The 26,230-nt window shown below is 42.7% G+C and carries 26 protein-coding genes; 17 read left to right on the top strand and 9 right to left on the bottom strand.

All coding sequences use genetic code 11. The annotated features are described in order from the left end of the window. Positions 1–274 precede the first annotated feature (274 nt). Together NCY30_RS12150 and NCY30_RS12145 are read right to left on the bottom strand one after the other, a co-directional pair. A complete protein-coding gene (locus NCY30_RS12150) occupies positions 275–1,153 on the bottom strand; it encodes a DegV family protein (RefSeq protein ID WP_173733714.1) in 879 nt (292 codons plus the stop codon). Between the two features lie 71 nt (positions 1,154–1,224). Next, positions 1,225–2,112 carry a DegV family protein gene (locus tag NCY30_RS12145; protein WP_006426930.1) on the bottom strand — a complete coding sequence of 296 codons (888 nt, stop codon included), beginning with the start codon at positions 2,110–2,112 and terminating at the stop codon, positions 1,225–1,227. 254 nt (positions 2,113–2,366) lie between these two features. Between NCY30_RS12145 and NCY30_RS12140 the strand changes: the two genes are divergently transcribed. Then, complete coding sequence (locus tag NCY30_RS12140; protein ID WP_195369276.1) at positions 2,367–3,314, top strand: radical SAM protein; 948 nt, start codon at positions 2,367–2,369, stop codon at positions 3,312–3,314. A gap of 151 nt (positions 3,315–3,465) precedes the next feature. Here the strand turns inward: NCY30_RS12140 and NCY30_RS12135 are convergent, their stop codons facing one another. The 5 genes from NCY30_RS12135 to NCY30_RS12115 all read right to left on the bottom strand — a co-directional run bounded on the left by NCY30_RS12135 (position 3,466) and on the right by NCY30_RS12115 (position 9,065). Then, entirely contained in the window at positions 3,466–4,284 is an 819-nt protein-coding gene (locus NCY30_RS12135; RefSeq protein WP_006426929.1) for a Cof-type HAD-IIB family hydrolase, read from the bottom strand. Positions 4,285–4,303: 19 nt separating this feature from the next. Continuing rightward, positions 4,304–5,674, bottom strand: a complete 1,371-nt coding sequence (locus NCY30_RS12130) for a UDP-N-acetylmuramoyl-tripeptide--D-alanyl-D-alanine ligase (RefSeq protein WP_173792330.1) — start codon at positions 5,672–5,674, stop codon at positions 4,304–4,306. Between the two features lie 15 nt (positions 5,675–5,689). Continuing rightward, complete coding sequence (locus NCY30_RS12125) at positions 5,690–6,754, bottom strand: D-alanine--D-alanine ligase family protein (protein WP_006426927.1); 1,065 nt, start codon at positions 6,752–6,754, stop codon at positions 5,690–5,692. Positions 6,755–6,771: 17 nt separating this feature from the next. Next, complete coding sequence (locus NCY30_RS12120; RefSeq protein ID WP_250818774.1) at positions 6,772–8,226, bottom strand: nicotinate phosphoribosyltransferase; 1,455 nt, start codon at positions 8,224–8,226, stop codon at positions 6,772–6,774. A 104-nt stretch (positions 8,227–8,330) separates the two neighbouring features. Next, entirely contained in the window at positions 8,331–9,065 is a 735-nt protein-coding gene (locus NCY30_RS12115) for a lysophospholipid acyltransferase family protein (protein WP_006426925.1), read from the bottom strand. Between the two features lie 185 nt (positions 9,066–9,250). Between NCY30_RS12115 and NCY30_RS12110 the strand changes: the two genes are divergently transcribed. The 12 genes from NCY30_RS12110 (at position 9,251) to NCY30_RS12055 (ending at position 21,586) form a co-directional block, all read left to right on the top strand. Then, positions 9,251–9,670 carry a protease complex subunit PrcB family protein gene (locus NCY30_RS12110; protein ID WP_006426924.1) on the top strand — a complete coding sequence of 140 codons (420 nt, stop codon included), beginning with the start codon at positions 9,251–9,253 and terminating at the stop codon, positions 9,668–9,670. 19 nt (positions 9,671–9,689) lie between these two features. After that, positions 9,690–11,246 carry a DUF3794 and LysM peptidoglycan-binding domain-containing protein gene (locus tag NCY30_RS12105; protein WP_044919671.1) on the top strand — a complete coding sequence of 519 codons (1,557 nt, stop codon included), beginning with the start codon at positions 9,690–9,692 and terminating at the stop codon, positions 11,244–11,246. A gap of 35 nt (positions 11,247–11,281) precedes the next feature. Beyond that, positions 11,282–12,157 carry a 4-(cytidine 5'-diphospho)-2-C-methyl-D-erythritol kinase gene (gene ispE, locus NCY30_RS12100; protein WP_055181703.1) on the top strand — a complete coding sequence of 292 codons (876 nt, stop codon included), beginning with the start codon at positions 11,282–11,284 and terminating at the stop codon, positions 12,155–12,157. A gap of 2 nt (positions 12,158–12,159) precedes the next feature. Beyond that, positions 12,160–12,837: a GntR family transcriptional regulator gene (locus tag NCY30_RS12095; RefSeq protein WP_006426921.1), complete on the top strand. Its 678-nt coding sequence runs from the start codon at positions 12,160–12,162 to the stop codon at positions 12,835–12,837. An 86-nt stretch (positions 12,838–12,923) separates the two neighbouring features. Next, the gene (gene spoIIR, locus NCY30_RS12090) at positions 12,924–13,574 is read left to right on the top strand and encodes a stage II sporulation protein R (protein WP_055181704.1); all 651 of its coding nucleotides are present in this window, start codon (positions 12,924–12,926) and stop codon (positions 13,572–13,574) included. Between the two features lies 1 nt (position 13,575). Continuing rightward, positions 13,576–14,295, top strand: coding sequence for an acyl-[acyl-carrier-protein] thioesterase (locus NCY30_RS12085; RefSeq protein WP_044919669.1), 720 nt, complete (start codon positions 13,576–13,578; stop codon positions 14,293–14,295). Between the two features lie 79 nt (positions 14,296–14,374). Next, entirely contained in the window at positions 14,375–15,214 is an 840-nt protein-coding gene (locus NCY30_RS12080) for a CvfB family protein (RefSeq protein ID WP_250818773.1), read from the top strand. A gap of 49 nt (positions 15,215–15,263) precedes the next feature. Beyond that, on the top strand, positions 15,264–15,512 hold the full coding sequence (locus NCY30_RS12075; RefSeq protein ID WP_006426917.1) for a hypothetical protein: 249 nt from the start codon (positions 15,264–15,266) through the stop codon (positions 15,510–15,512). Between the two features lie 84 nt (positions 15,513–15,596). Next, positions 15,597–19,073, top strand: a complete 3,477-nt coding sequence (locus NCY30_RS12070; RefSeq protein ID WP_006426916.1) for a DNA polymerase III subunit alpha — start codon at positions 15,597–15,599, stop codon at positions 19,071–19,073. Between the two features lie 80 nt (positions 19,074–19,153). Further along, on the top strand, positions 19,154–20,134 hold the full coding sequence (pfkA, locus tag NCY30_RS12065) for a 6-phosphofructokinase (RefSeq protein ID WP_006426915.1): 981 nt from the start codon (positions 19,154–19,156) through the stop codon (positions 20,132–20,134). A 166-nt stretch (positions 20,135–20,300) separates the two neighbouring features. After that, positions 20,301–21,122, top strand: a complete 822-nt coding sequence (murI, locus tag NCY30_RS12060; RefSeq protein WP_055181707.1) for a glutamate racemase — start codon at positions 20,301–20,303, stop codon at positions 21,120–21,122. Between the two features lie 8 nt (positions 21,123–21,130). Continuing rightward, the gene (locus tag NCY30_RS12055; RefSeq protein WP_006426913.1) at positions 21,131–21,586 is read left to right on the top strand and encodes a DUF1934 domain-containing protein; all 456 of its coding nucleotides are present in this window, start codon (positions 21,131–21,133) and stop codon (positions 21,584–21,586) included. Positions 21,587–21,618: 32 nt separating this feature from the next. On the opposite strand, the gene NCY30_RS12050 is transcribed toward NCY30_RS12055, so the two are convergent. Then, positions 21,619–22,059 (bottom strand): hypothetical protein, encoded by a 441-nt coding sequence (locus NCY30_RS12050; protein ID WP_022415447.1) that lies wholly within the window; start codon positions 22,057–22,059, stop codon positions 21,619–21,621. Between the two features lie 249 nt (positions 22,060–22,308). Between NCY30_RS12050 and tig the strand changes: the two genes are divergently transcribed. Then, positions 22,309–23,427, top strand: coding sequence for a trigger factor (gene tig, locus NCY30_RS12045; protein WP_243144743.1), 1,119 nt, complete (start codon positions 22,309–22,311; stop codon positions 23,425–23,427). Between the two features lie 179 nt (positions 23,428–23,606). Here tig and NCY30_RS12040 read toward each other — a convergent pair whose 3' ends face one another. Continuing rightward, on the bottom strand, positions 23,607–24,194 hold the full coding sequence (locus tag NCY30_RS12040; RefSeq protein WP_055181709.1) for a pseudouridine synthase: 588 nt from the start codon (positions 24,192–24,194) through the stop codon (positions 23,607–23,609). Positions 24,195–24,549: 355 nt separating this feature from the next. Here NCY30_RS12040 and NCY30_RS12035 point away from each other — a divergent pair, with 355 nt between their 5' ends. The 3 genes from NCY30_RS12035 (at position 24,550) to NCY30_RS12025 (ending at position 26,040) form a co-directional block, all read left to right on the top strand. Next, complete coding sequence (locus tag NCY30_RS12035) at positions 24,550–25,131, top strand: manganese efflux pump MntP (RefSeq protein WP_055195760.1); 582 nt, start codon at positions 24,550–24,552, stop codon at positions 25,129–25,131. Positions 25,132–25,284: 153 nt separating this feature from the next. After that, the gene (locus NCY30_RS12030; RefSeq protein WP_173784739.1) at positions 25,285–25,692 is read left to right on the top strand and encodes a helix-turn-helix domain-containing protein; all 408 of its coding nucleotides are present in this window, start codon (positions 25,285–25,287) and stop codon (positions 25,690–25,692) included. Between the two features lie 12 nt (positions 25,693–25,704). Then, positions 25,705–26,040 (top strand): hypothetical protein, encoded by a 336-nt coding sequence (locus NCY30_RS12025; protein ID WP_242858383.1) that lies wholly within the window; start codon positions 25,705–25,707, stop codon positions 26,038–26,040. Positions 26,041–26,230: the final 190 nt, after the last annotated feature.

The following is a 26,230-nucleotide window of genomic DNA, read 5'->3' as shown; positions in this document are numbered from 1 at the left end:
TGCTGTATGCCAATTTCTCCTGCAAGGTAGCGTTCGACTATTTTTACTTTTTCTACTGGTTCTATCTTACTCTTTCTGAACATGAAAATACCCCCATATAGGACTTTTATATTTCATTGTCCTATATAAGGGTAGCATATCATTTCCTGGGGGATTTTTTTGTTTAATACATGAAGCGGCTGATACCTGGCCGGAAGAAAAGTAAGAGCTCCCAGTTGTGTGCTGATTCGATCATGGACCGGGGTAAGCCACGATACTGCATTAAACAGCAAAATTATTTATCATAATCTTCCGAACAAACACTAATCCCCATTCCATATCCCTTTGGTCCGATATGGCATCCTACACTGAATGAAAGTGGATCATAATATACATAAGAATTCGGAAATGCTTCTACAAGCATTTGTTTCCATTCTGCGGCCTCTTCTTCCGTGAGGTTAGAGCCGGCAGCACCAACGAGAAGATGTTTGTCGTCAGCGTCTTTAAATCGTGTCTCACGGTCATTCTTTAATGCTTCAACCATTTTCTGCTTACATTTCTTCATGCCGCGTGTCTTGGCAAATGCGTCCAGCTTACCACCCTGGATAGTGAGAATCGGCTTGATGTTAAGAACACTTCCGAGTGCAGCACCGGCTGCGGTGACGCGTCCGCCTTTTTTCAGGAACTCAAGAGTGTCGACAGCAATATAGATACTGGAGTTATAGGCTTCGGCCTCTAATACTTCTTTGATCTCTTTTGCTGATTTTCCGGCTTCTGCAAGCTTCTTGGCATGCATGACAGATTCTCTCTGTGTAACGGAGATTCTGTGGTTGTCTGCAACCTGTACTTTGCCATCATAATCATCGGAAAGGCTGATAGCGGTTGAACAAGAAGCACTCAGTCCGCTGGACATTGGGATATGAATGATCTCATCATAACCCTGTTCTAATATATCATCCCAGAGATCCATCAGATCGCCTGGAGATGGCTGGGATGTAGATACATTCTGTCCGCCGGTCAGGCTTCCGTAGAAAGAATCTTCTGTAAGATCAATTCCCTCATAATGTGTCTCATCATCGATAATGACTGGCATAGGAATCAGGAAAATTCCCATGGAGTCGGCTTCTGCTTTCATAATTCCGCTGTTGGTATCTGTCATAACAGCTGTTTTCATATGTGAAAACCTCCTTTGTATTCTTTACTATCTATCAGTTATGGAATAAATATTCTTCATTATAAATATGATTATTCGGTTCGTGTATCACCCCAGAAGAACAAAGCAACTGTGCCCGGTCCTGTATGACTTCCAATCGTCGTACCTACGTTATTGATCTCGACTTTTCCATTCAGATATGGGAAGCGGGATTCAACAAGATCGGCAACCGCTCTGGCATCTTCGTAGCATTCGGAGTGAGAAATGTAACATTTCCCATTATAGTCGGTCTGGTGATCGGCATATTCGGCCATCTTATCTACAATAGTGCGAATGACTTTACGCTTTGTACGAATCTTATATCTTGGAATCAGACGGCCCTGATTATCCATGTTAAGAAGAGGGCAGATATTTAAGACACCTCCGATAGCACCTGCTGTTTTGGAAATGCGTCCGCCCTTTACGTAAAATGTAAGATCGGTAGAAAAGAACCAGTGATGTACGTTGAGACGGTGCTTTTCAGCATAGCGGAAAACCTCGTCCAGAGATTTCCCCTCGTCGCGAAGATCGGCAAGTTTATCCATCAAAAGTCCATATCCGGAAGATGCGCCGAGAGAATCTACGATCAGGATCTTGCGGTCAGGATAACGTTCTTCAAGATTCTCTTTTGCAATCATTGCAGAATTAATTACTCCTGAAATTCCAGATGAAAGTGTGATATGCAGGATATCTTTTCCTGCTTTAAGGAAAGGTTCGAAATATTCTTCAAATTCTTCGGCATTGACCTGTGAAGTCTTCGTATCGGCTCCGGCCGCCATAGCTGCATAGAATTGATCGAATGGGATAGATTTTCCAAGATCGTCTGCGTATTCTTTGCCATTCAGCTCAAAGTGAAAACAGATGTAAGATATGTCGCGTGCTTTAAAATGTTCTTCAGTAAGATCTGCTGTTGAACAGCAGCTGATAATATAATCCCTCATAATGTTCAAGTCCTTCCTTAATATATCTGGAATACTAATCTATACTCCAAGTGATAAAAATTGTATCATTTTCTCAGATTAAATTCAATATTTACAAGGGCAAGAAGGAGAAAAAGGTGAAATTGTTGCGGAAATTCGTGGTACAATATTCATGCGTTAGAAGTACTGCATAAAGAATACAGTAGAAGCGTATAAGAAGTAATAGATATCTGTAAGAGGATATCTGGAAAATAAAAAAGATACAGGGAAAGCATATGAGTAAAAAGAATGATACAGATAACCATATAGAAATAGAAAAAAGGAAAAGCATGTTAACAGATTGCGTACTGTGCCCAAGAAATTGTCACGCAGACCGTATAAACGGCCGGCGGGGAAGATGTCATGAGACCGCGGAAATCGTTGTGGCAAGAGCTGCGCTGCATATGTGGGAAGAACCTTGCATATCCGGAGATGCTGGCTCAGGAGCCGTATTTTTTTCCGGCTGCCCGATGGGCTGCGTTTTTTGTCAGAACCATAATATAGCCGAAGCAAAAGCAGGAAAGACAATTACGGTAGAAAGACTGTCAGAAATATTCCTGGAACTGCAGGAAAAAGGGGCGGCCAATATCAATCTCGTAACGCCGACGCATTATGTTTTGCAGATCATAGAAGCGTTAGATCTGGCAAGAAAAGAAGGTCTGTCTCTTCCTATTGTCTACAATACGAGCGGCTATGAAAAGCCGGAGACGATACGGATGCTGGATGGATACGTAGACGTCTATCTTCCGGATTTTAAATACATGGAATCAGAACTTGCGGCAGCATATTCCGGGGCACCCGATTATCCGAAATATGCGAAAGCAGCCTTAAAAGAAATGCTGCATCAGACGGGAAACATTCAGATTGATAAAGACACTGGTATGATACAAAAAGGCGTGATTGTAAGACATCTGGTACTTCCGGGACATGTGAAAAACTCTAAAGCAGTCATAAAATATCTGCTCGAAACCTATCAAGACCAGATCCTGATCAGCATCATGAATCAATACACCCCAATGCCGCAAGTGTCAGGAGATCCATTACTCAGCCGTAAAGTTACAAAAAGAGAATACGAAAAAGTTATAGATTACGCACTGGAACTTGGAATGGAAGACGGCTTCATTCAGGAAGGAGAAGCCGCAAAAGAAAGCTTCATCCCGGAATTTGATTGTGAGGGGGTATAGATATTGGATTTATTATCGTGGCTTCTCATGTCGTGATTGGCATAATGCCGGACCTGTGCACTGGCCATAAACTAATAATCTAAAATATAAACTTCCGCCTTCACAAAACTCCATGATCTGTGCTTTCATCATTAAGGCATGAACTCACAAGCTACCGCATAAATTCATTAATCACATGCAGTACCCCATCCTCATCATTCGATTTCGTAATATAATCTGCCGTCTCCCGTACCGCAGGCTGAGCATTTGCCATAGCCACGCCAAGACCGGCAGTTTCAATCATCGTCAGATCATTATATCCGTCACCGCAACAGATCATCTGTTCAGTGGTCAGTCCGATACTCGTTAATAACTTAAGCAGGGAATGCGCCTTGTCGATTCCGGCTGGCATAACTTCTACGAAGAAAGGGTCGGAACAGTAGACCGAAAGATAAGAATGAAACTGTTTACTTAGTTCTTTGCGTATCTGATCTAATACAGCCGGATCTCCGGTTACAAGAAATTTATTCGGATCATCCGGAACACAGTCCAGAAAGTTCTCACTTGCGTCAATGACAGGCATCTGATTGATGCGGGATTCGAGTTCTGTATATTGGTTGGATTTAATACCGGATAAGATATGTTCCGGGGTATAAGTCAGGACATCAATCCCCTGGCTGGCGTATTTTCGGACCGTTTTGTAGACTCCCTGAATACAATCAGCAGGAAGAATCTTGTTGTAGATTGCCTGCTTTGTCCGGCAGTCTGTAATGCGGCCACCGTTAAAAGAAAGGATATAACTTCCGTAATCTTCCAGATGAAGCTGTTCGGCCAGCGGCATAACGCCCTGTGTCGGGCGGCCGCTGGCGAGTACAACTTTTTTTCCGGCCTCCTGGATCTCGATCAGAGCTTCCAGGGTCGGCTGTGTAATTTCTTTTTTGGAGTTGGTAAGAGTTCCGTCCAGATCAAGGACGAGAATCTGATAATCCATAAATATGTTCTCCTTAAATCTATAATTCTTCCAGAGCGTGAACAATCTGTGGGAAATTCATTCCGTGAGAAGCTTTTACCAGAACATTGTCTCCATCTTTGATGATGTCAGGTATAGCCTGGATAAAGCTTTCATTATCTGCAAACCAGAGTGCCTCTGTATTCGCACCTTTGGACGCTTCTTCTACCAGAGAGCGTGTCAGATCACCGATTCCACAGACAAGGTCTACATTCTGTTCGGCTGCGTATGTACCGACTTCTGCATGAAGTGCCTCTGCAGTGTCACCGAGTTCTCCCATATTACCAAGAACTGCAACCTTACGTCCGATTGCCATGTTAAGGACATCAATGGAAGCCTTCATGGAGATTGGGTTGGCATTGTAACAGTCATCTAAGATGATCATATGATCGGTCTCGATGATGTGGTTACGTCCAGGGATGGAAGGCAGGGATTCGATGCCGGCCTTGATCTCATCAGCAGTCAGTCCCAGTGTGTATCCGACAGCAGCACCTGCAACAGCATTGCTTACCATGTGGATACCCGGTACAGGAACCAGACAGTCGAAAGAAGAGCCATCCTTTAATGTGATGGTGCAGGAAGTTCCGCGAAGTCCCTGTGGCTCGATATTGTCAGCACGAAATGCACAGTTGTCTCCCCTTCCAAAGAAGACAGGAGTCACACCTTTGACAGGACTCATTTTGGACAGCAGGTCATCGTCACCATTCAGGATAATGGAACCACCGTTCTTCATATCCTGGATCATCTGCGATTTTTCCTGAAGGATTCCCTCTCTTGTCTTGAAGAATTCCAGATGTGCGATACCGATATTGGTGATCACACAGATGTCAGGACTGGCTACAGAAGAGAGACGGCGCATTTCACCGAAATGATTGACACCCATCTCAAGGACCGCAACTTCTGTGTCCTCCGGCATATCGAAGATGGTGATCGGAAGTCCCCATTCGTTATTGAAGTTGCCAAGTGTTTTGTGTACGTGATATTTCTGAGCCAGAACGGATGCGATCATCTCTTTGGTGCTGGTCTTTCCAACACTTCCGGTAATTCCGACAACCTTCATGTCGAAAGAATCACGGTAAAGCTTGGCAATGTCGAGCAGTGCCTGGCCTGTGGATTCTACCAGGATATAAGGGAAATCCGTCTCACCGAGATCTTCGTGTGATACGACACACATGGCACCGGCTTTTACAGTATCCGGGATGAATTTGTGTGCATTGACACGTTCTCCGTCAATGGCAACAAATAAGTAACCAGGCTGCACCTTCCGGCTGTCGATCACGACGCCGGATACTTCCTGGCTGAGGATACTTTCATCACCATGGAAGGTACCTCTGCAGGCCTTGGTTATATTTTCAATTGAAAGATTTTTCATGGATCTTCATCCTCCTTAATAGCGGGCTTTTATAGATTCCTGAATGATAGCCTCGCAAAGTTCACTGTATTCATATCCGGCAGCCTTGGCAGCTTTCGGAAGAAGGCTTGCTGCTGTCATTCCAGGAAGGGCGTTCATTTCCAGACAGTAGAATTCACCGTCTGCATCGGATACGATAAAGTCGGCACGGGAATATACATCCATGCGAAGTGCTTCGAATGCACGTTCTCCGGCACGCTGGATCAATTCTTGCGTCTCTTCATCGAGAGATACAGGAGGACAGATCTCGGAAGCGCCGCCTGCCTGATATTTGTTCGCATAGTCGAAGAGTCCGTCCTTTGGAACGATCTCAACAAGCGGAAGAGCTTTTCCGGCAAGGATACCGCAGGCGAATTCACGGCCCTTGATAAATGGTTCGATGACAACTTCGTCTGTGTTGTCAACATCGAAGGATTTGTGGATTGCATCGTAATATTCTTCTTCTGTGTGGCAGATGTATACACCGATACTAGATCCGTTAGAGCATGGTTTTACAACCAGTGGAAGATAGTAACCAAGCTCGTCCAGAGGGGTATCTTTAGTCTTAGATGTCAGGGAAGTTCCTCTTGGAGTCGGAACACCACTGGTCTTGAAAATCTGTTTTGTAACCAGTTTGTTCATGGACAGTGTACATCCAAGAGAGTTTGGTCCTGTATATTTGATTCCCAGGTTGTCGAATGTTGCCTGGAGTTTTCCGTTTTCACCGATGGAACCGTGAAGTGCCATGAATGTGATATCAGCCATCTGGCAGAGTTCAATGACATTTGGTCCGATCTCGGAAGGTGACTGGTCCGGACGTGACTTGCGCAGTGCATCAAGATCCGGTACAGAAGTAGAGATTCCTTTGGAAATCTCAAGTCCGCCGTCCGGGCGGTCGAATACTTCTTCTAATTTATCAGAATCGCATGGAAGGCCGAAGAACACATCCAGAAGGAATGCCTGATGTCCCATTTCACGGAGAGTTTTACAGATTCCGGCTCCTGAAAGTAAGGATACATCTCTTTCCGGACTGAGTCCGCCTGCTAATACTATAATTTTCATGATTGATAAGTCCTCCTTTAATCTGTCATAGTCATCTGATCAAGTAATGATTGTTTTACAGCGTAGAGTTTCTGGGAAAGATCCACGTAAACTCTGTGCGGGTAGAAGAGACGCTTGGTCTCGTCCCATAACGTATCTTTCTCCTCACGGCAGTATGCTGCGATCTCCTTTAATGTAGGAGATTTGTAGAGGCACTCGCCGTTCTTGAAGATTGGTAAGAGAATTTCACGTACGGTGTAAGTACCACCGGCAAGCTTAGTCTTCTTCCAGGTATCCATAGGATCGAAGAGAAGCAGATCCTGTTTTGGATCAATGACTTCATCGGCAAAGCAGATGAGATCAGCTTTGATCTTTCCGCTTGCTTTTTCGTAGATACGGTAGATTGTCTTATTGCCAGGGTTGGTGATCTTCTCAGTATTTTCAGATATTTTTATCTTAGGAACAAATTCGCCTCCTTCATTCTGGATGGCTGCAAGCTTGTACACACCTCCGAATGAAGGACAGTCCTTGGAAGTGATCAGATTGGTACCGACACCCCAGGAATCAATGGCTGCCCCCTGCATCTTAAGATCGTGGAGAAGGAACTCGTCCAGATCGTTAGAAGCACAGATGGTAGCTTCCGGGAATCCGGCTTCGTCTAACATCTTTCTGGCTTCTTTTGATAAATATGCAAGGTCACCGCTGTCCAGGCGGATTCCGTATTTGATCAGAGGTTTTCCGGCGTCTTTAAATTCCTGGAATACGCGGATGGCATTCGGAACACCGGATTTTAAAGTATCGTAAGTGTCAACTAAGAGTGTACAATTGTCCGGATACATCTCTGCATAAGTTTTGAATGCGGTGTACTCATCCGGGAAACTCATGATCCAGCTGTGCGCGTGGGTTCCCATAACAGGAACGTCGAACATCTGTCCGGCAAGTACATTGGAAGTACCGACACATCCGCCGATCATCGCTGCTCTTGCACCGTATAATCCTGCATCCGGTCCCTGGGCACGGCGAAGGCCGAATTCCATGATACCGTCGCCATTGGCTGCGAATACGATACGGGAAGTCTTGGTTGCGATCAGAGACTGATGATTGATGATATTCAGGATCGCCGTCTCAACAAGCTGTGCTTCCATGATCGGAGCAACCACTTTCAGAAGAGGTTCCTTCGGAAATACGACTGTTCCCTCCGGGATGGCATAGATGTCACCGCTGAAGTGGAAGCCGCTCAGATAATGAAGGAAATCTTCTTTGAAGATTCCAAGACCTCTTAAATAGTCTACATCATCATAAGTAAAATGCAAATTCTTTATATAATCGATTACCTGATCAAGACCTGCACATACAGAATATCCGTTGTTACAAGGGTTCTGGCGGAAAAATACATCGAAGATGACATTTTCGTTCTGCCCTTTTTCATAATATCCTTGCATCATAGTAAGTTCGTACAGATCTGTCAGCAAGGTAAGATTTCGTTTGCTCATTTTCAAACTCCTTTTTTCTGCTGTTTGCAGTACATTTCTTTTTTTAGTTATACCGTTTTATTATAGCACTTAAGGGAATAAATGTAAAAGAAAAAAACCAGGCACTATACAAGTGCCTGATTCTTATGAATGGTTTCACTGATGATATTACTGCAATATTCTCCGATACGCTTTTTCTCGTCTTTATCCAGTTCTTTCGGATAGATCGGTTTGCCATATTCTAAGATGACATGAGTCTTTTTGATGAACGGGAAATGTCCTTCGAAAATATCACAGGTGTTATTAAGACTCATCGGTATGATCGGACAGCCGGTCTTTTCTGCGATCTTAAAGGAACCGTTATGGAACGGAAGTAAGGATAATTCTTCCCCTTTATTCCGGGTGCCTTCCGGGAAGATGCAGATGGAAATACCGTGTTTTACATAATCGATTGCCTGCAGGATGGTCTTCAGCCCTTCTTTTGGATTCTCCCTGTCAAGGAAGAGGCAATAGAGGCGTTTCATCCATGTGCGAAGAAGCGGGATAGAAAGCATCTCCTTTTTGGCAATATAACCGGTCAGATTCTTACATCTGGCGTAAGTGATAACGATGTCAAAGAAGCTTCTGTGATTTCCGATATAAAGAACCGGTCCTTCCGATATATTCTCCTCTCCGATCACGGTAAGTTCGATACCGGCAAGCTTAATGATCATATTAAATGCCCACTGAACCAGCCGCAGACTGGAATAATCCATAGTTTTTTTGCTGACTTTGCCGATCAGCCATTCAATTCCAAGAACCGGAATACCGATGATCAGAAATAGAACTACGAATAAGGCGACAAAAATAAGTCTTATCATAATTAATCTCCTTTATTTTCATTTTGCTACCAAAGTATGCAAGAGAAACTGCCAGTTGTCAAAGATTCTGTAATGGCTGCCAGGTTCTCTGTGTATTTTCTATGATAGCATAAATCCGGCATTTTTTACACCCATAGTGTGTAAGATAGTAAAGAGAAAATAGAAGTGTCAGAAAGAAGGGCAGCATGAAAAAAAGAAGATGGACCGCGGCAGCCGTCGCAGTGATGTTGCTGTTTACCGGCTGTAGTTTTGGCACGTTAAAAGAACAGAAAACAGGAGAGATAGAATATGAGATCGTAAAGAAAGAAGAAATCCCCGAAAAATTAAAAGAAGAGATTGCAGAAGCCGAAAAGTCGGAGATGTGGATCAGTTATGCAGATACGGGGAATGAAGGCAGATACCTTTATATAGTAAAAGGATACGGACGGCAGGAAACGACAGGATACAGCATCGAAGTGAATGAGTGTTATGAGACGGAACATACAGTGGTCGTACGTACAACACTTCTCGGGCCACAGAAGAAAGAAAAGACGCATAAGAAAAAGACATATCCATATATTGTCATAAAGATACCATATACGGATAAACAGATCATATATGAATAAGAGGAGGCAGGAAGTGTCAATGGAGTATTTAAAAAAGGAGATCCGTACTTTTCAGAACGGAAAGACGGTAAATGACCAGTTCTATATTGATGATGATTATAATGTTCCGGATGCAAAGAAGGATGTAGGCAGGATTATAATAAGTGACGGGACATTACAGGTGGAAGAGATGAAACAGGTAGAAAATTATCTGAAAGTGACAGGCAAACTGGAATTCAGAGTTTTGTATACTGCAGATGAAACGATACCGGAGCCTGCAAGCCTGGAAGGAAGGATTCCATTTGAAGAAATGATCTATCTTGAGCAGGAGCCGGATGGAAATCTGGTACTAAAGACAGCAGATGTTGATCTTACGGTAACGGTAATCCATTCAAGAAAACTGAATATCAAGACACTTGCAGAGATTACGATCGGAATGGAAAAATGTGTGGGAGAAGAGCTAACAACAGATATAGAAGGAGAAAATCCTGTATTTAAAAAGACAAAAGAAGAAGAACTTCTGAAGGTATTTGCAACAGGAAAGGATACGTACCGGATTAAAGAAGAGGTGTCTCTTAGCGGGACAAAAGAGAATATCGGTACGATTCTTTGGACGGATGTGACAGGCGGAAAAGCAGATACACAGATTGGAACGGATGAACTCCTGATACAAGGAGAACTGAATATATTCTGTCTTTATGAAAGTGTGGAAGAAAAGACAGACTGGATAAACAGGACGGTTCCATATGAGGGAAGGATAGAATGTATGGGGACTGTGCCGGGAATGTATCATCAGGCCAGTCTGAATCTTACAGATGTGAATGTTGAAGCCCGCATGGATGAAAACGGGGAAATGCGTATTCTTGGTATAGAGGCGACACTGGAAGTACGTCTTGTTGTATATGAAGAAGAAAAAATCCAGATTCTTGAAGATATGTATATGCTGGATCATGTCTGCGTTCCGGATATAAAAGAAAAGAAGTGCTTCCGCTTAAAGCTTCAGAACCATTCAAAATGCAGGATCGCCGAAGAACTGACACTTCCGGAACTAAAAGACAATATTCTTCAGATCTGTTACTGTAAAGGAAAGATACAGCCGGAATCTACGAAAGCAGAAGAAGATGGAATCCATATCGAAGGTGTTCTTCATCTGATGTTTTTGTATGTCAGGGAAGATGATCAGATGCCGTTTGGTGTATGGCAGGGAATGGTGCCGTTTACATATCTTTTAGAGAATGGGGGCGGAGAACCTGAAGCAGAAGAACTGGACTGGACAGTTGAGCAGCTTTCCGTAGGACTTATGGGAAACGGAGAGGTGGAAGTAAAGGCTGTGCTGGCATTCAACTGCTTCCAGAAAGAGCCTGTTATGGTGCAAAATATTGAATCCGCAAAGTTCACCCCGATGAGTACCGAGGAGCTGGAAAACAGACCCGGCATTGTGGGATATTTTGTGAAAAACGGGGATACATTATGGAATCTGGCGAAAAAATATAATACGACTGTGGAAAATATAAAAGAAGTGAATCATATGGAAAAAGAAGATGTAAATAAAGGCGATAAAATATTGATTTTTAAGCAAAATTTGAGTATACTATAAGCACATTGTATACAAAATGTAAGGAGACAAATAGAATGGATAAAATGGAATTGAAGGCACTTGGAAAGATCAATCTGGGTCTGGATGTTCTGGGACGGAGAGAGAACGGATATCACGATGTACGTATGGTGATGCAGACAGTGTACCTGTACGACCAGATCCGGATAGAAAAGACGAAAAAGCCGGGAATAGAGTTGTCGACGAATCTTTTTTATCTGCCGGTGAATGAGAATAACCTGGCATATCAGGCAGCAGACCTTCTGATGAAAGAGTTCGACGTAAAAGAGGGTGTAAAGATCACCCTTGATAAACACATACCGGTGGCAGCAGGAATGGCAGGAGGAAGCTCGAATGCAGCGGCAGTTCTGTTCGGGATTAACCGTATGTTTTCACTTGGTCTTTCACAGAAAGAACTGATGGAAAGAGGAGTGACATTGGGAGCGGATGTTCCGTACTGCGTTATGCGGGGAACTGTTCTTGCGGAAGGAATCGGAGAGATACTGACACCACTTCCGGCCTGCCCGAAATGTCATGTGCTGATTGCAAAACCGCCGATCAGTGTATCGACGAAGCTGGTCTATGAAAAACTGGATTCGCATGAGATAGAGGATCATCCGGATATTGATGGTATTATAGACGGACTGAAGGCTCATGATATCGAAAAAGTTGCTTCGAGCATGGGAAATGTACTGGAAAAGGTAACGATCGAAGAATATCCGGTTATTGAACAGATCAAGAATGTAATGAAAGAACAGGGAGCTCTGAATGCTATGATGAGTGGCAGTGGGCCGACCGTTTTTGGAATTTATGACAGCAAAGAGAAAGCAAGAAAAGCAGCAGCAAAGATAAGAGAAAAGCAATTGGCAAAGCAGGTGTATGTGACAGGCATACATAATGCAAGGAGGAAATAAGCATGGAATCGAATTTTAAAGTAAATATGAATGAATATCTGCCACTTAGAGATGTCGTGTTCAATACTTTGAGACAGGCGATCTTGCGAGGAGAGTTAAAACCGGGAGAAAGACTGATGGAGATCCAGCTTGCAAATAAACTCGGAGTAAGCCGTACCCCGATCCGTGAAGCAATCCGCAAACTGGAACTGGAAGGCCTGGTACTGATGATTCCAAGAAAAGGAGCTGAGGTAGCAGAGATCACAGAAAAGAATATGCGGGACGTTCTGGAAGTAAGAAAAGCATTGGAAGAACTGGCTGTGCAGCTTGCATGTGATAAGATCACGAAAGAAGAGATCGAAGAGATGAAGAAAGCTGCGGAAGATTTTAAGAAGATCTTAAAGAGTAAAGATATTACAGAGATCGCTGAAGCAGATGTACGTTTCCATGACATTATCTATATGGCAACAGACAATCAGAAACTGATCCAGCTTCTGAATAATTTAAGAGAACAGATGTATCGTTATCGTGTGGAATATCTGAAACGTGAAGAAGCACATCCACAGCTGATCGCAGAGCATGCCGCAATCATAGAATACATCAGTAAAGGTGAGAAGAAGGCGGCAACAGATATTATGTGTAAACATATTGATAACCAGGTGACCACTGTGATCGATGTGATCCGCACAAAACAGAATTAAAAGACTGTAAAAGTGTATAGATAAGATAAGCTGTGTCAAGACTTCCTGTATCAGAAAAATGCAGTATACAGGAAGGAGATACATAGATGAAACGAGAAACGATCTGCCTGATCATAGCCTGTCTGATATCGTTCATACTGACAGCGGGCATTATGAACTGGCGTATGGAAATTGTACATGCAGAACTTAGCGATACACAGCAGTCACTGGCCAAAGAAGTCTTCCGTTTTCATGTGATCGCAGAAAGTGACAGTGCAAATGATCAGAGAATCAAACTGAAAGTGCGGGATGCGGTTCTAAAGTATATGAAAGCACATATGACCAGAGCTGAAAGAAGGGATGCAAAGGCGACAAAAGTATGGACCCTGACCCACAAAAAAGAACTGACGGATACAGCAGATAAAATATTGAAAAAAGAGAAAGTATCATACCGGGCGAAAGCGGAGGTGACCACCTGCTATTTTCCGGACAAACGGTATGGAGATATCATTTTTCCTGAGGGAAATTACGAAGCACTGAGAATTGTACTTGGGAAGGGAAATGGACATAACTGGTGGTGTGTACTTTATCCAAATCTGTGTTTTACTAATGCAACCTGTGCAGTGGTAGATGAAGATGGAAAGAAAGAACTGAAAGAAGCATTAAGTGCAGAAGAATATGAAATGGTAACGGCCACTTCAGAATTTAAGATAAAGTGGTTTTTCTTCGGAAAAGATCATGCAAAGGAGTCAGACTAAAATGAGAGACAATCAATATACGATAGATGGAAGAATACGATTCAGTGAAGTGGATCATACCAGAAGAATTACCCTGCCGGGAATCGTAAATTATTTTCAGGACTGCAGTACATTCCAGTCAGAAGATCTGGGACTTGGAATCGAACACTGCAGCGAAAAAAAGCGGGCATGGATCCTGTCATCTTGGCAGGTAGTGGTAGAACGTTATCCGAAGATCGGTGAAAAGATACAGACAAGTACATGGGCGACGGACTTTAACGGTTTGTTTGGAGAACGTAATTTCTGTATGACAGACAGTGAAGGAAAAGATGTAGCATATGCAAATTCGCTGTGGGTATATATGGACATGGAAAAGGGACGTCCGTCAAGACCGGAAGAATCGGAGATTGCACCATACGGGGTAGGAGATCCGTATGAGATGGAATATGAATCAAGAAAAATCGCACTTCCGAAAGAGGCGAAAGAACTGGAAAGTTTTCCGGTACGCAGATATCATATTGATACGAATGAGCATGTCAACAACTGCCAATATGTACAGATGGCACTGGAATCATTGCCAAAAGATAAAGAAGTGCACCAGATGCGTGTGGAATATAAGAAATCAGCGGTATATGGTGATGTGATCTATCCAAGGATTGCCATAGAAGAGGACAGAACGGTTATAGAGCTTTGCAATGAAAAGGCCAGACCGTATGCAGTGATCGAATTTAAGTTTGCATAGACATTCTTATATAGATGCTGATACAATAAGAAAACATATACACTTTGGAAAAAGAGAAAAGGAAACAGAGAGGAAAAATATGGGATTAACAGATTATTTAGGAAAGAAAAGAAGATTGATGATCGTTAAAGAAGTAGAGTTCGGGGTATATCTTGGTAATAAAGATGACAAAGTCCTGCTTCCGAAAAAACAGGTACCAAAAGATGTAGAAGTTGGAGATCCTGTAGAAGTATTTTTGTATAAAGATTCGTCTGACCGTCTGATCGCAACAACGCAGGAGCCAAAGATCACGTTAGATGAACTGGCAGTATTGAAAGTTGCAGATACCGGAAGAATCGGGGCGTTCCTTGATTGGGGACTGGAAAAAGACCTTCTGCTTCCGTTCAAAGAACAGACTGCAAAAGTAAAAAAAGGTGATGAAGTGCTTGTCGCACTGTATGTGGACAAGTCCGGAAGACTTTGTGCGACAATGAAAGTATACGAAAAGCTTCGTACAGATTCTCCATATAAAAAGGATGATCATGTAGAAGGAATCATTTACGAGACGAGTGATAACTTCGGAGTGTTCGTGGCAGTAGATGACTGCTACAGTGCACTGATCCCGAAGAGAGAAGCATTTGGCAGGTTAAGAGTCGGAGACCGTGTATCCGCCAGAGTCCTGAAAGTAAGAGAAGACGGAAAGCTTGACTTAAGTGTCAGAGAGAAAGCATTTCTTCAGATGGATGCCGATGCGGCGATGATCATGAAACGTATGGAAGAATACGGTGGAAAGCTTCCATTTAACGATAAAGCAGATCCGGAAGTAATCAAACAGGAATTCGGATTAAGTAAAAATGCATTCAAACGTGCCGTTGGAAGACTTCTTAAAGAAGAACATATAAAAATTTCTGAAAAGAATATTGAAATGAAAAAGAAATAAGGTATAATAAAAGTGATAAGAATAAGATGATTAAAAAGGAGAATGAGAAATGAAAGTACAGAACATTACAGATATCGAAGGATTTTTCAAAGTAGTTGATTCTTGTGAAGGAAAAGTTGAACTTGTAACAGGCGAAGGTGACAGACTGAACTTAAAGTCAAAATTATCTCAGTATGTATCTATGGCAAACATTTTCTCTAACGGAGAGATTCCGGAACTGGAAATCGTTGCTCATGAGCCAGAGGATATCGATAAACTTGTAAAATTCATGCTTCTTGGAAGTGGAAAAGAAGATTAAGACGAACAGTGATGTTTGAAAGGGTGTTCCCTGAGGGGGCACCTTTTTTTATCATTGTGGATAGAATCAGGAAAGGAGAAAGCTATGAGCTTTGCACATCTCCACGTCCATACAGAGTACAGCCTGTTGGATGGCTCAAATAAAATCAAAGAGTGTGTAGCCAGGGTAAAAGAACTCGGGATGAACAGCGTGGCGATCACGGATCATGGTGTCATGTATGGTGTGATCGATTTTTACCGTGCGGCAAGAGCAGCAGGGATTAAGCCGATCCTCGGATGCGAAGTCTATGTTGCACCGGGATCGAGATTCGATAAAGAAGCTGTAGGAAGCGGGGATGACCGTTATTATCATCTGGTGCTTCTGGCGGAAAATGATCTAGGATACCATAATCTGATGAAGATCGTGTCCAGAGGATTTACGGAAGGCTATTATTATAAACCAAGAGTAGACCTGGAAGTGCTGCAGGAATTCCATGAAGGAATCATTGCGCTCAGTGCGTGTCTGGCCGGTGAGGTACAGAAGAATATCCTGCGCGGCATGTATGAAGAAGGAAAGGCAGCAGCACTAAGGTATCAGGACATTTTCGGAAAAGGAAATTTCTTCCTGGAATTACAGGATCACGGAATGCAGGAACAGCAGATCGTGAACCAGTCACTGCTCCGTATGTCACAGGAGACAGGGATCGAACTGGTTGCGACGAATGACGTGCATTATACTTACGCAGAAGACGTAAAACCGCATGACATTCTGTTATGCATCCAGACGGGTAAAAAGCTGGCAGATGAAGATCGTATGCGCTACGAAGGCGGCCAGTATTATATTAAGTCCGAAGAAGAGATGAAGCAGTTATTTCCATATGCACTGCAGGCGTTGGAGAACACGCAGAAGATTGCAGACCGCTGTAATGTAGAGATTGAATTCGGTGTCACCAAACTGCCGAAATATGATGTGCCGGAAGGATATACTTCCTGGGAATATCTGAATAAACTTTGTTTTGACGGATTGAAAGAACGGTATCCGGACGGGGATGATTCGTTGAAAGAACGTCTGGAATACGAATTGTCGGTCATCAAATCCATGGGATATGTAGATTACTTCCTGATCGTGTGGGATTTCATTAATTATGCAAGAACACAGGGGATCAAGGTCGGACCGGGGCGAGGTTCGGCGGCCGGAAGTATCGTATCGTACTGTCTGGGAATTACAAGTATCGACCCGATCAAATATCAGCTTCTGTTCGAACGTTTCCTGAATCCGGAACGTGTATCCATGCCCGATATCGACGTGGACTTCTGCTTTGAGAGACGCCAGGAAGTCATTGATTATGTAGGAAGAAAATACGGCGCAGACCGGGTAGTACAGATCGTAACTTTCGGTACGATGGCAGCACGTGGAGTCATCCGTGACGTAGGACGTGTCATGGACCTTCCGTATGCATTTGTAGACAGCATTGCAAAGATGGTGCCGACAGAGCTGAATATTACGCTTGATAAGGCACTGAAGATGAATCCGGAATTCAAGAAACTGTATCAGGAAGATGAACAGGTTAAGGAACTGATCGATATGTCGAGAAGACTGGAAGGTCTTCCGAGACATACATCCATGCATGCAGCGGGAGTTGTGATCGGTCAGCGTGCGATTGAAGAATTCGTGCCATTGTCTCTTGGATCGGACGGCTCAGTGACGACACAGTTTACGATGACAACACTGGAAGAACTGGGGCTTCTGAAAATGGATTTCCTGGGTCTGCGTACCCTGACTGTTATACAGGATGCAGAGCGTCTGGCAAGCATCAGCAGCGGTAAGACAATAGACATTAATAAAATCGATTATGATGATAAAGCAGTTCTGGCGTCTATCGGAACAGGAAAGACCGATGGCGTATTCCAGCTTGAAAGTGCCGGAATGAAGAACTTCATGAAGGAACTGAAACCGCAGAATCTGGAGGATATCATTGCCGGTATCTCCTTATACCGTCCGGGACCGATGGATTTCATCCCGCAGTACATCAAGGGAAAGAATAATCCGGATAGCATCACTTATGACTGCCCGCAGTTAGAGCCGATCCTGGCACCGACTTATGGATGTATCGTATATCAGGAACAGGTTATGCAGATCGTGCGTGATCTGGCTGGATATACGCTTGGACGAAGCGATCTTCTGCGAAGAGCGATGTCGAAGAAAAAGGGCGATGTCATGCAGAAAGAGCGCCAGAATTTCGTATATGGTAATCCGGACGAAGGCGTGCCGGGCTGTATCGCCAACGGAATCGACGAGAAGACGGCGAATAAGATTTATGATGAAATGATCGATTTTGCCAAATATGCATTTAACAAATCACATGCGGCAGCCTATGCGGTGGTATCATATCAGACTGCCTGGTTAAAATATTACTATCCGGTGGAATTCATGGCAGCACTTATGACTTCCGTGATCGACAATCCGGGAAAAGTATCAGAGTACATTTACAGTTGCAGACAGATGGGAATTAAGATTCTTCCACCGGATATTAATAAAGGAGAAGGAAGCTTCTCTGTTGACGGCGGCAATATCCGTTATGGTCTGGCGGCGATCAAGAGTATCGGAAAGCCAGTGATCGAGTCGATCATCCAGGAACGAAAAAATGGAGGAGAATTCAGCAACCTGAAAGACTTTATCGAACGTCTGTCAGGAAAAGAAGTCAATAAGCGCACGATCGAAAGCTTTATCAAATCCGGAGCATTTGACAGTCTGGGTGGTACAAGAAAGCAGTTTATGGTAGTTTATGTACAGATCCTGGATCAGGTGAACCGTGAGCGGAAATACTCCATGACCGGACAGCTTTCATTATTTGACATCGTAAGTGATGACCAGAAATCGGAATTCGACATTCCACTTCCGGATGTAGGAGAGTACGAGAAAGAGACAAAGCTTGCATTTGAAAAAGAAGTGCTGGGTGTGTACTTAAGCGGTCATCCGCTGGAGGATTATGAGGAAAAATGGAAGAAGAACATTTCCAGAACGACATTAGATTTCCAGATAGATGATGAGACGGGAAGGACAAAGGTACATGACGGTGCAAAAGAGATCGTCGGCGGCATGATCACCAATAAGACGATCAAATATACCAAGACCAATAAAGTTATGGCATTTATTACACTGGAAGATCTGGTGGGATCAGTCGAAGTTGTGATCTTTCCGAGAGATTTTGAAAAAAATCAGATGTATCTGAATGAAGAAGCCAAAGTGTTTATAAAGGGAAGGGTATCCGAAGAAGATGATGCACCAAGTAAACTGATCTGTGAGCAGGTGATCCCGTTTGAACAGACGAAGAAGGAACTATGGCTTCAATATCCGGATAAAGCGACTTATCTTCAGCAGGAAGGAATGCTTCAGGACATTCTGAAAGTATCTGAAGGAATGGATGAAGTTATCATCTATTGCAGGAAGGAAAAAGCGGTAAAACGCCTGGCAAAGGGCTGGAATGTGACCGCAGATGAGGTATTGTTGAGCAGATTGACGAATTATCTGGGTGAAAGTTGTGTAAAAGTTATAGAAAAACCCATTGAAAGCGTGCACTAATTCATGTACAATATCATCGGAGAGAAATGATAATGGTTAGAAGATAATTGGAACAAACTAATACAATGGAGGAATGAATCATGGCAGACAAAAAAGTAATTCGTACAATAGGTGTATTGACAAGTGGTGGAGATGCCCCTGGAATGAACGCAGCAATCCGTGCCGTTGTTCGTACAGCACTTGGTAAAGGACTGAAGGTAAGAGGCATCAGAAGAGGATATCAGGGACTTTTAAACGAGGAAATTATCGATCTGTCAGCCAGAGACGTATCCGATACAATTGAGCGCGGAGGTACAATTCTTCAGACAGCCCGTTGTGCAGAGATGCGTACAGAGGAAGGTCAGCAGAAAGCAGCAGCTATCTGCAAAAAATATGGTATTGATGGTCTGGTAGTCATCGGTGGTGACGGATCATTTGCCGGAGCTCAGAAACTTGCTAACTTCGGAATCAATACAATCGGACTTCCGGGAACGATCGATCTGGATATTGCCTGTACGGAATATACAATCGGATTCGATACAGCCGTTAATACAGCTATGCAGGCTATTGACAAAGTACGTGATACATCAACTTCTCATGAGAGATGCTCTATCATCGAGGTTATGGGTAGAGATGCAGGATACCTTGCACTGTGGTGCGGTATTGCTAACGGAGCTGAGAAGATCCTGATGCCTGAAGAGCATGATTATGACGAAGATAAGATCATTGCTGATATTCAGGAATCAAGAAAACGTGGAAAGAAGAACTACATCATCATCAATGCAGAGGGTGTTGGAGATTCTATAAACATGGCTAAGAGAATTGAAGAAGCAACCGGTATGGAGACAAGAGCAACGATTCTCGGACACATGCAGCGTGGTGGAAGCCCGACATGTAAAGACAGAGTATACGCTTCTATCATGGGAGCAAAAGCCGTAGATCTTCTGCTTGAAGGAAAGACAAACCGTGTTGTAGGTTACAAACATGGTGAGTATGTAGACTTCGATATTGATGAAGCACTTGGAATGACAAAAGGAATTCCTGCTTACCAGTATGAGATTGCAAAAGAGCTGGCTCTGTAATTAAAACCGGAATAAAGAATAAAAAGTTATCTGTTTTATGGCAGGTAACTTTTTTTATAGCAAAGTATACAAGGGAGGTTTCGACATAAAATCTCTTGAAAATGCACGTCCAAGACGGTACAATAGTAAAATATGGTGGAGTATTCATAAAAGGAGATTTAATATCGTGGAAAATAAAAACAGGAACACTGCAGCAATCGGTGTGTTTGATTCAGGTGTGGGCGGCTTAACCGTCACAAGAGAGATTATGCGTCAGCTGCCGAATGAAAATGTAGTATATTTTGGGGATACAGCAAGAGTTCCATACGGAAGTAAGTCAAAGAATAACATTATCCGTTTTTCCAGACAGATCATCCGTTTTTTAAAGACAAAGAATGTAAAGGCGATCGTGATCGCATGTAATACGGCCAGTGCGCTGGCGCTTGAAACAGTGCAGCAAGAGTTCGACATTCCGATCATCGGAGTGATCGTACCGGGAGCAAGAGCTGCCGTAAGAGAGACCAGGAATTGTCAGATTGGTGTACTTGGTACAGAAGCAACGATCAAGAGCGAGACCTATACTAAAGAAATCCGGAAACTTATGCCGGAGGCAGAAGTCATCGGAAAGCCATGTCCGTTATTCGTACCGTTGGTAGAAGAGGGATTTGCAAAGCATAAAATCACAGAAGAAGTGATCGATATCTATCTGTCAGATATGAGAAAGTCAGAGATCGATACACTGATCCTGGGATGTACCCACTATCCGCTTCTCAGATCAAGGATCATGGCATATTTTGGAGAAAAAGTACATATTGTAAATCCGGCGTACGAGACGGCGATGGATCTGAAGAAGATACTGGAAGAGCAGAAAATTGCTAATACATCGGGAGAACCGGCAGCATATGATTTTTATGTCAGTGATGCGGCAGAGAAGTTTAAGAAATTCGCCAATTCAATCCTGCCGTACGATGTAGATAAGACACAGGCAATTGATATTGAAGATTATTAGGAGAATATATGACAAAAGACGTATTATTAAGTATATCCGGTCTGCATCAGGATGTGACCGGGATTGAAGCACAGGGCGATGAGCCGGGAAGTGAACCAATCGAGGTAATCGTACCTGCGAGCTATTATGAGAAAAATGGAAAGCACTATGTGATCTATGATGAACTGGTGGAAGGAATCCCGGGAACCATCAAGAATAAAGTAAGGATCCTGGATGACCAGAAGGTCGAGATCATCAAGAGCGGAATTACGAATACCCATATGGTATTCGAGAAAGATAAGATCAATATGACACAGTATGAGACACCATACGGTGAGATGATGATTGGAGTCTTTACCAAGGATATCCAGTTCGAAGAACAGGATGAAAAGATCACGGTGCATGTGAATTATGCACTGGACATCAATGGAGATCCTGTTGCCGATTGCAATATAGACATAAAAATAACAGCACTGGAACGATAAGTTCCAATGCTGTTTTTAAGTACTCTTTACTCTTATTTGTTTCTTAATCTTGCGAAAAATCCCTTTTTCTTCTCCGGTACATCCAGAGGACCTCTTACACCTTTAACGGCTGTGATGTAAATACCACTGATCGTAGCTTTGACTTCCTTCTTAACAGGAATCAAGGGATAAACCTGCGCATCACACATAAGTGTCATGATCTTCGGTCCGACTTTGGCTTTTACAACCGGTACTTTTGAACGGCGAAGATACTTTGGTGTATTCTCGAGTACGATATCCGGCAAGCCGGCATCTTTTAATTTCATACGACCTTTATCGATAACCAAGATGGAAACAGTCTGTGCAACTGCATCAAGCTGTGCCTGCTGATCTGCCTGTTTCTTTTCTGCTTTTTTACCAACAAAATATAATGCAACACATGCAACGATCAAAATCACAAGGATTACCAATAATACAATTGTAAATGTCTTCACAATGAACCTCCTATATTCTATATTCCATAACAAGTATTCTAACATTGTTTCGGTAGGAGTGCAAGAAGTATACAGGAAAAGTAGGTGATTTCAAAACGAAAATTTTGATAAAAGAGTGAAATATATGTGAAAATGCTATGAAAGTTTTTCAAAATGTGATATAACAGAGTGGTATGCGTTAGCGTATACTTCGGAAAGCAGATGGGATAAAGTTCCCACCTTAGAATGAATGATAAAATGAGGTGCGATATGAAAAAGAAAGTGGCAATGTTATTAACAGGTGTTATGGCAGTCTCTCTTTTGATGACTGGTTGTCAGTCGACGAAAGGCCTTGAAAATGACAACATTAAGATTTCAGTCTACAAAGGTGTTGAAGTAGATAAAGTTGACAAACCGAGCGAAGTAACGGATGATGATGTGAATACACAGATTCAGTCAGTACTGGATGAAAATGCAACAACAAAAGAAGTGACAGACCGTGCAGTAAAAAAAGGCGATACAGCAACGATTGATTTCGTTGGAAAGATGAATGGCGAAGCATTTGACGGTGGATCTTCTACAGATTATCCACTGGAGATCGGTTCTAATTCTTTCATCGAAGGATTTGAAGACAGTATTATCGGACACAAGATCGGTGATACATTTGACTGGAACGGAAAGTTCCCGGAGAATTATGGAAGTTCTGATCTTGCAGGCAAAGATGTAACATTTACAATTACTGTAAAATCCATTTCCAAAAAGAATACACCAAAGCTTACAGACAAACTGGTAAAGAAAGTATCTAAGAAATCAAAGACAGTAAAAGAGTACAAAGAAGAAGTGAAGAAGTCTCTCGAGGAGGATAACGAAAAGACATACAATGATTCTTTACAGCAGGCAGCATGGCAGAAGGTTCTTGATAATACAAAAGTTAAGAAATATCCGGAGAAAGATGTAAAGAAGATTGAGGATTCTCTGATCTCTCAGTACAAGTCTGTTGCAAAAGCTTATAACATGTCATATGATGATCTGATCAAGCAGCAGATGGGAACAACTGTTGAAAAGTTCGAAAAACAGGTAACAAAGGCTGCAAAATCCAGCGTAAAACAGACACTGGTAACAAAGGCAATTGCAGATAAAGAGAACATTAAGTTAGATGATGCAACTTATAAGACAGAGCTTAAGAAGATTGCAAAAGAGTATGGATACGACAGTGTAAAAGCTTTAAAGAAAGCTGCATCAAAGTCAGATCTGAAAGAGATTGCGCTGAATGATCTTGTAAAAGAATGGCTGGCTAATCAGTGCATTCAGGTTGAGTCAAGCTCAAGCAGCTCATCAAGCTCAAGCAGTTCGTCAAGTTCAAGCAGTTCATCAAGCTCAGGTAACTAAGGTGGATAGAAACAGAATAGAGTAAGAATAAAAATAAAAATGCTCCGGGAATTTTGTCAGGTGACAGATTTCCGGAGCATTTTTGTATACCAAAGTATGCAAGAAAAGCTGCCACCTACAGGAACTGCCACTGGCAGTTCCTTACGGATGGTTTGGCAAGTGGCAGGTTCTCTGTATTGTTAAGTGTGAGGAAATATTTCTTTCCACTCTCCGGGACAAAGCGCTTTGTCAAGTACAATGTCTCCGATGGAAATACGTTTTAATTCGATCACACAGCAGTGAACAGACTTCATCATGCGCCGGATCTGGCGTTTCTTCCCTTCGGAAATGGTAATTATCCCATAGGTGATGGGGTGATCCGGACGGTTTTTGTGGATATCTTTCTGGATTTCTTCCGGCAGTGTGGAAAGAATATCGGACATTACTGCATGTCCGGTTACGGTAATTTTTGCCGGGGCAGTCAGGGTATCGGCGCCCTTCAGAATGACACCTGTTTCCAGCTTATGTACCAGTTCCGGTGTCAGATCACCGAGAAGGGTGAATTCATAAGTTTTCTCTTTGTGATAGGAAGGATGAGTGAGCTTCTGGTTGAAGATACCGTCATCTGTGATCAGAAGAAGTCCGGTCGTCTCACGGTCAAGGCGTCCGACCGGAGAAAGCCTGTCATTATGTAATTCCTTAAAATAGTCCATAACCGTCGGATAGCGGTCGTCGCGTCTGGCAGTGACACAGCCGAAAGGTTTGTGGAACATGTAGTAGTGAGGCATTGTTGTGACTCCTTTATTGGTTCTTTTCAGAGTTGTTCCGGGGAAAATCTCTGTGTAAAGCATACCACAGAAAAAGGAATAAATGATTGCTTATTGACAAAATTTATTAATTATGATATTTTCTTTTAGATGATAAATGACCGATGGGGGAGTAACAGGCGTATAACGCAACAAGTCAACATACTGATCGATGGATCTGGCTTGTTTTAATTTGTGAGACTCATGTGTAGCTGTAATATCTATGCGTGGACTCTCTCTATCCTATAAAGAAAGTATAGACCAGGTATGGCAGGCAGCTGCTGTATCTGGTTTTTTTGTTGTCATGCGTTTGAACTTAATTTTGGAGGAAATGATAATGGAGTGGAATTTTTTATTCTTTATGAACAGTGTCTTACTTGGAGTGGGACTGGCAATGGATGCATTTTCGGTCTCGCTGGCAAATGGAATGAATGAAAAAAATATGAAGAAATCAAGAATGGCTTATATTGCGGGAGTATATGCATTCTTTCAGTTCCTGATGCCTATGATAGGATGGATATGTGTGCATACGATCGTACAGGTCTTTGGACAGTTTCAGAAGTTCATTCCGTGGATCGCATTGATTTTGCTTTTGTATATCGGAGGAAGCATGATCAAAGAATCTGTGCAGAGTGAAGAGGAAAAGAAAGAAGTGAAAAGATTAAGTTTTGCCGTGCTTATGATGCAGGGGATTGCAACATCGATTGATGCGTTGTCGGTAGGATTTACCACTGCCGGGTATGGTTTGGTTATGGCTGTAGTCTGTTCACTGATCGTGGCAGTGGTAACGTTTGTGATATGTGAGACAGGGTTGTGCCTCGGTAAGACTCTGGGAACAAAGCTGTCAGGAAAGGCAGATGTTCTGGGAGGTGTAATCTTGATAGGAATCGGAATTGTGTCATGGGGACGGGGAATGTGACTTTTTTTCTGTCTTCGGTGGCAGGCTGCGTAAATACGCTGTGTAAAATAATTTTGACACGAAAATTGATGCGAAAAATGGTCATGTAAAGGAAGTTTGATAGACATTGGACACGCAATGTGGAAAGATGTTCCCGAAAGGAGAAACGCAGATATGGAAATTGGGAAAAAATTAAAAGACGCTCGTATGAAATCCGGATTTACCCAGGAAACAGTTGCAGAAAAGGTCAATGTGTCCAGACAGACCATTTCAAACTGGGAAAATGAAAAATCCTATCCGGATATTATAAGCGTCATTGAGTTGAGCAGCCTTTATTCCATAAGTCTTGATGATTTATTGAAAGGGGACGAAAGAATGATGGAACATCTGGAAGAAAGCACAAATGTAGTCAAAAGCAATCAAAAATTGATAGGAGCGATCATACTTAATATTATCACGGTTATTCTATTGATTACCTTAAGTATGTTCCTGCCGGATAAGATATATTATCTGATTATGGTATTTTGTCTGGCTATTGTGAGCTCAGCAGTATTGCTTTATCAGATTATCAGACGTATTTAAGGGAGAAATATGATGGACAAAAATATTGTATTGGCTGTGATATTTGGTGCGGCCGCAGTTGTCGGAGCTATGGAAACGGTATATCAGATCTATCGGTTAACGGTGATGGATGCAGCCGCCCGTGGATTAAAACATCCAAAATTATGGGGACTGCTTGCTGCGAACGGGAATAATTCGAGTGGGTTGTTACTATATCTAATAGGTCGAAGGAACTATCCGTTGAATTCCATAGACAACAGACAGTTAGTGGTTATGGAGAAAAGGAAAAAGGCAGCCGGTATCGGGTTAGTGTTTGTGGCTGTCGGAGCGATTGGATTGCTGTTGTGTCTGGGAAGAGTTGGTTTATAAGGCTTATATAAGGGAAACTCCGAAAGTACAAAAGGAAAATGCAGATATACATCAAAATGCCCATGTATAGATTGTAAAAAATTTATTTCTGGAAAAAATATGGTACAAAATGAAAGTGTAATATGCCATTGGGGACGGGGAATGTGACTTTTTTGCAGGTGAGCCCCTACGTTCAAAAGGAAAATGCAGA

The sequence above is a fragment of the Dorea sp. MB18-49 genome, assembly GCF_023669465.1.
In the GTDB taxonomy this organism is placed as follows: Bacteria; Bacillota; Clostridia; order Lachnospirales; family Lachnospiraceae; genus Dorea_A; species Dorea_A longicatena.
The sequence above is the reverse complement of the archived record's forward strand: the minus strand, read 5'-3'. Positions and strand labels throughout refer to the sequence as shown.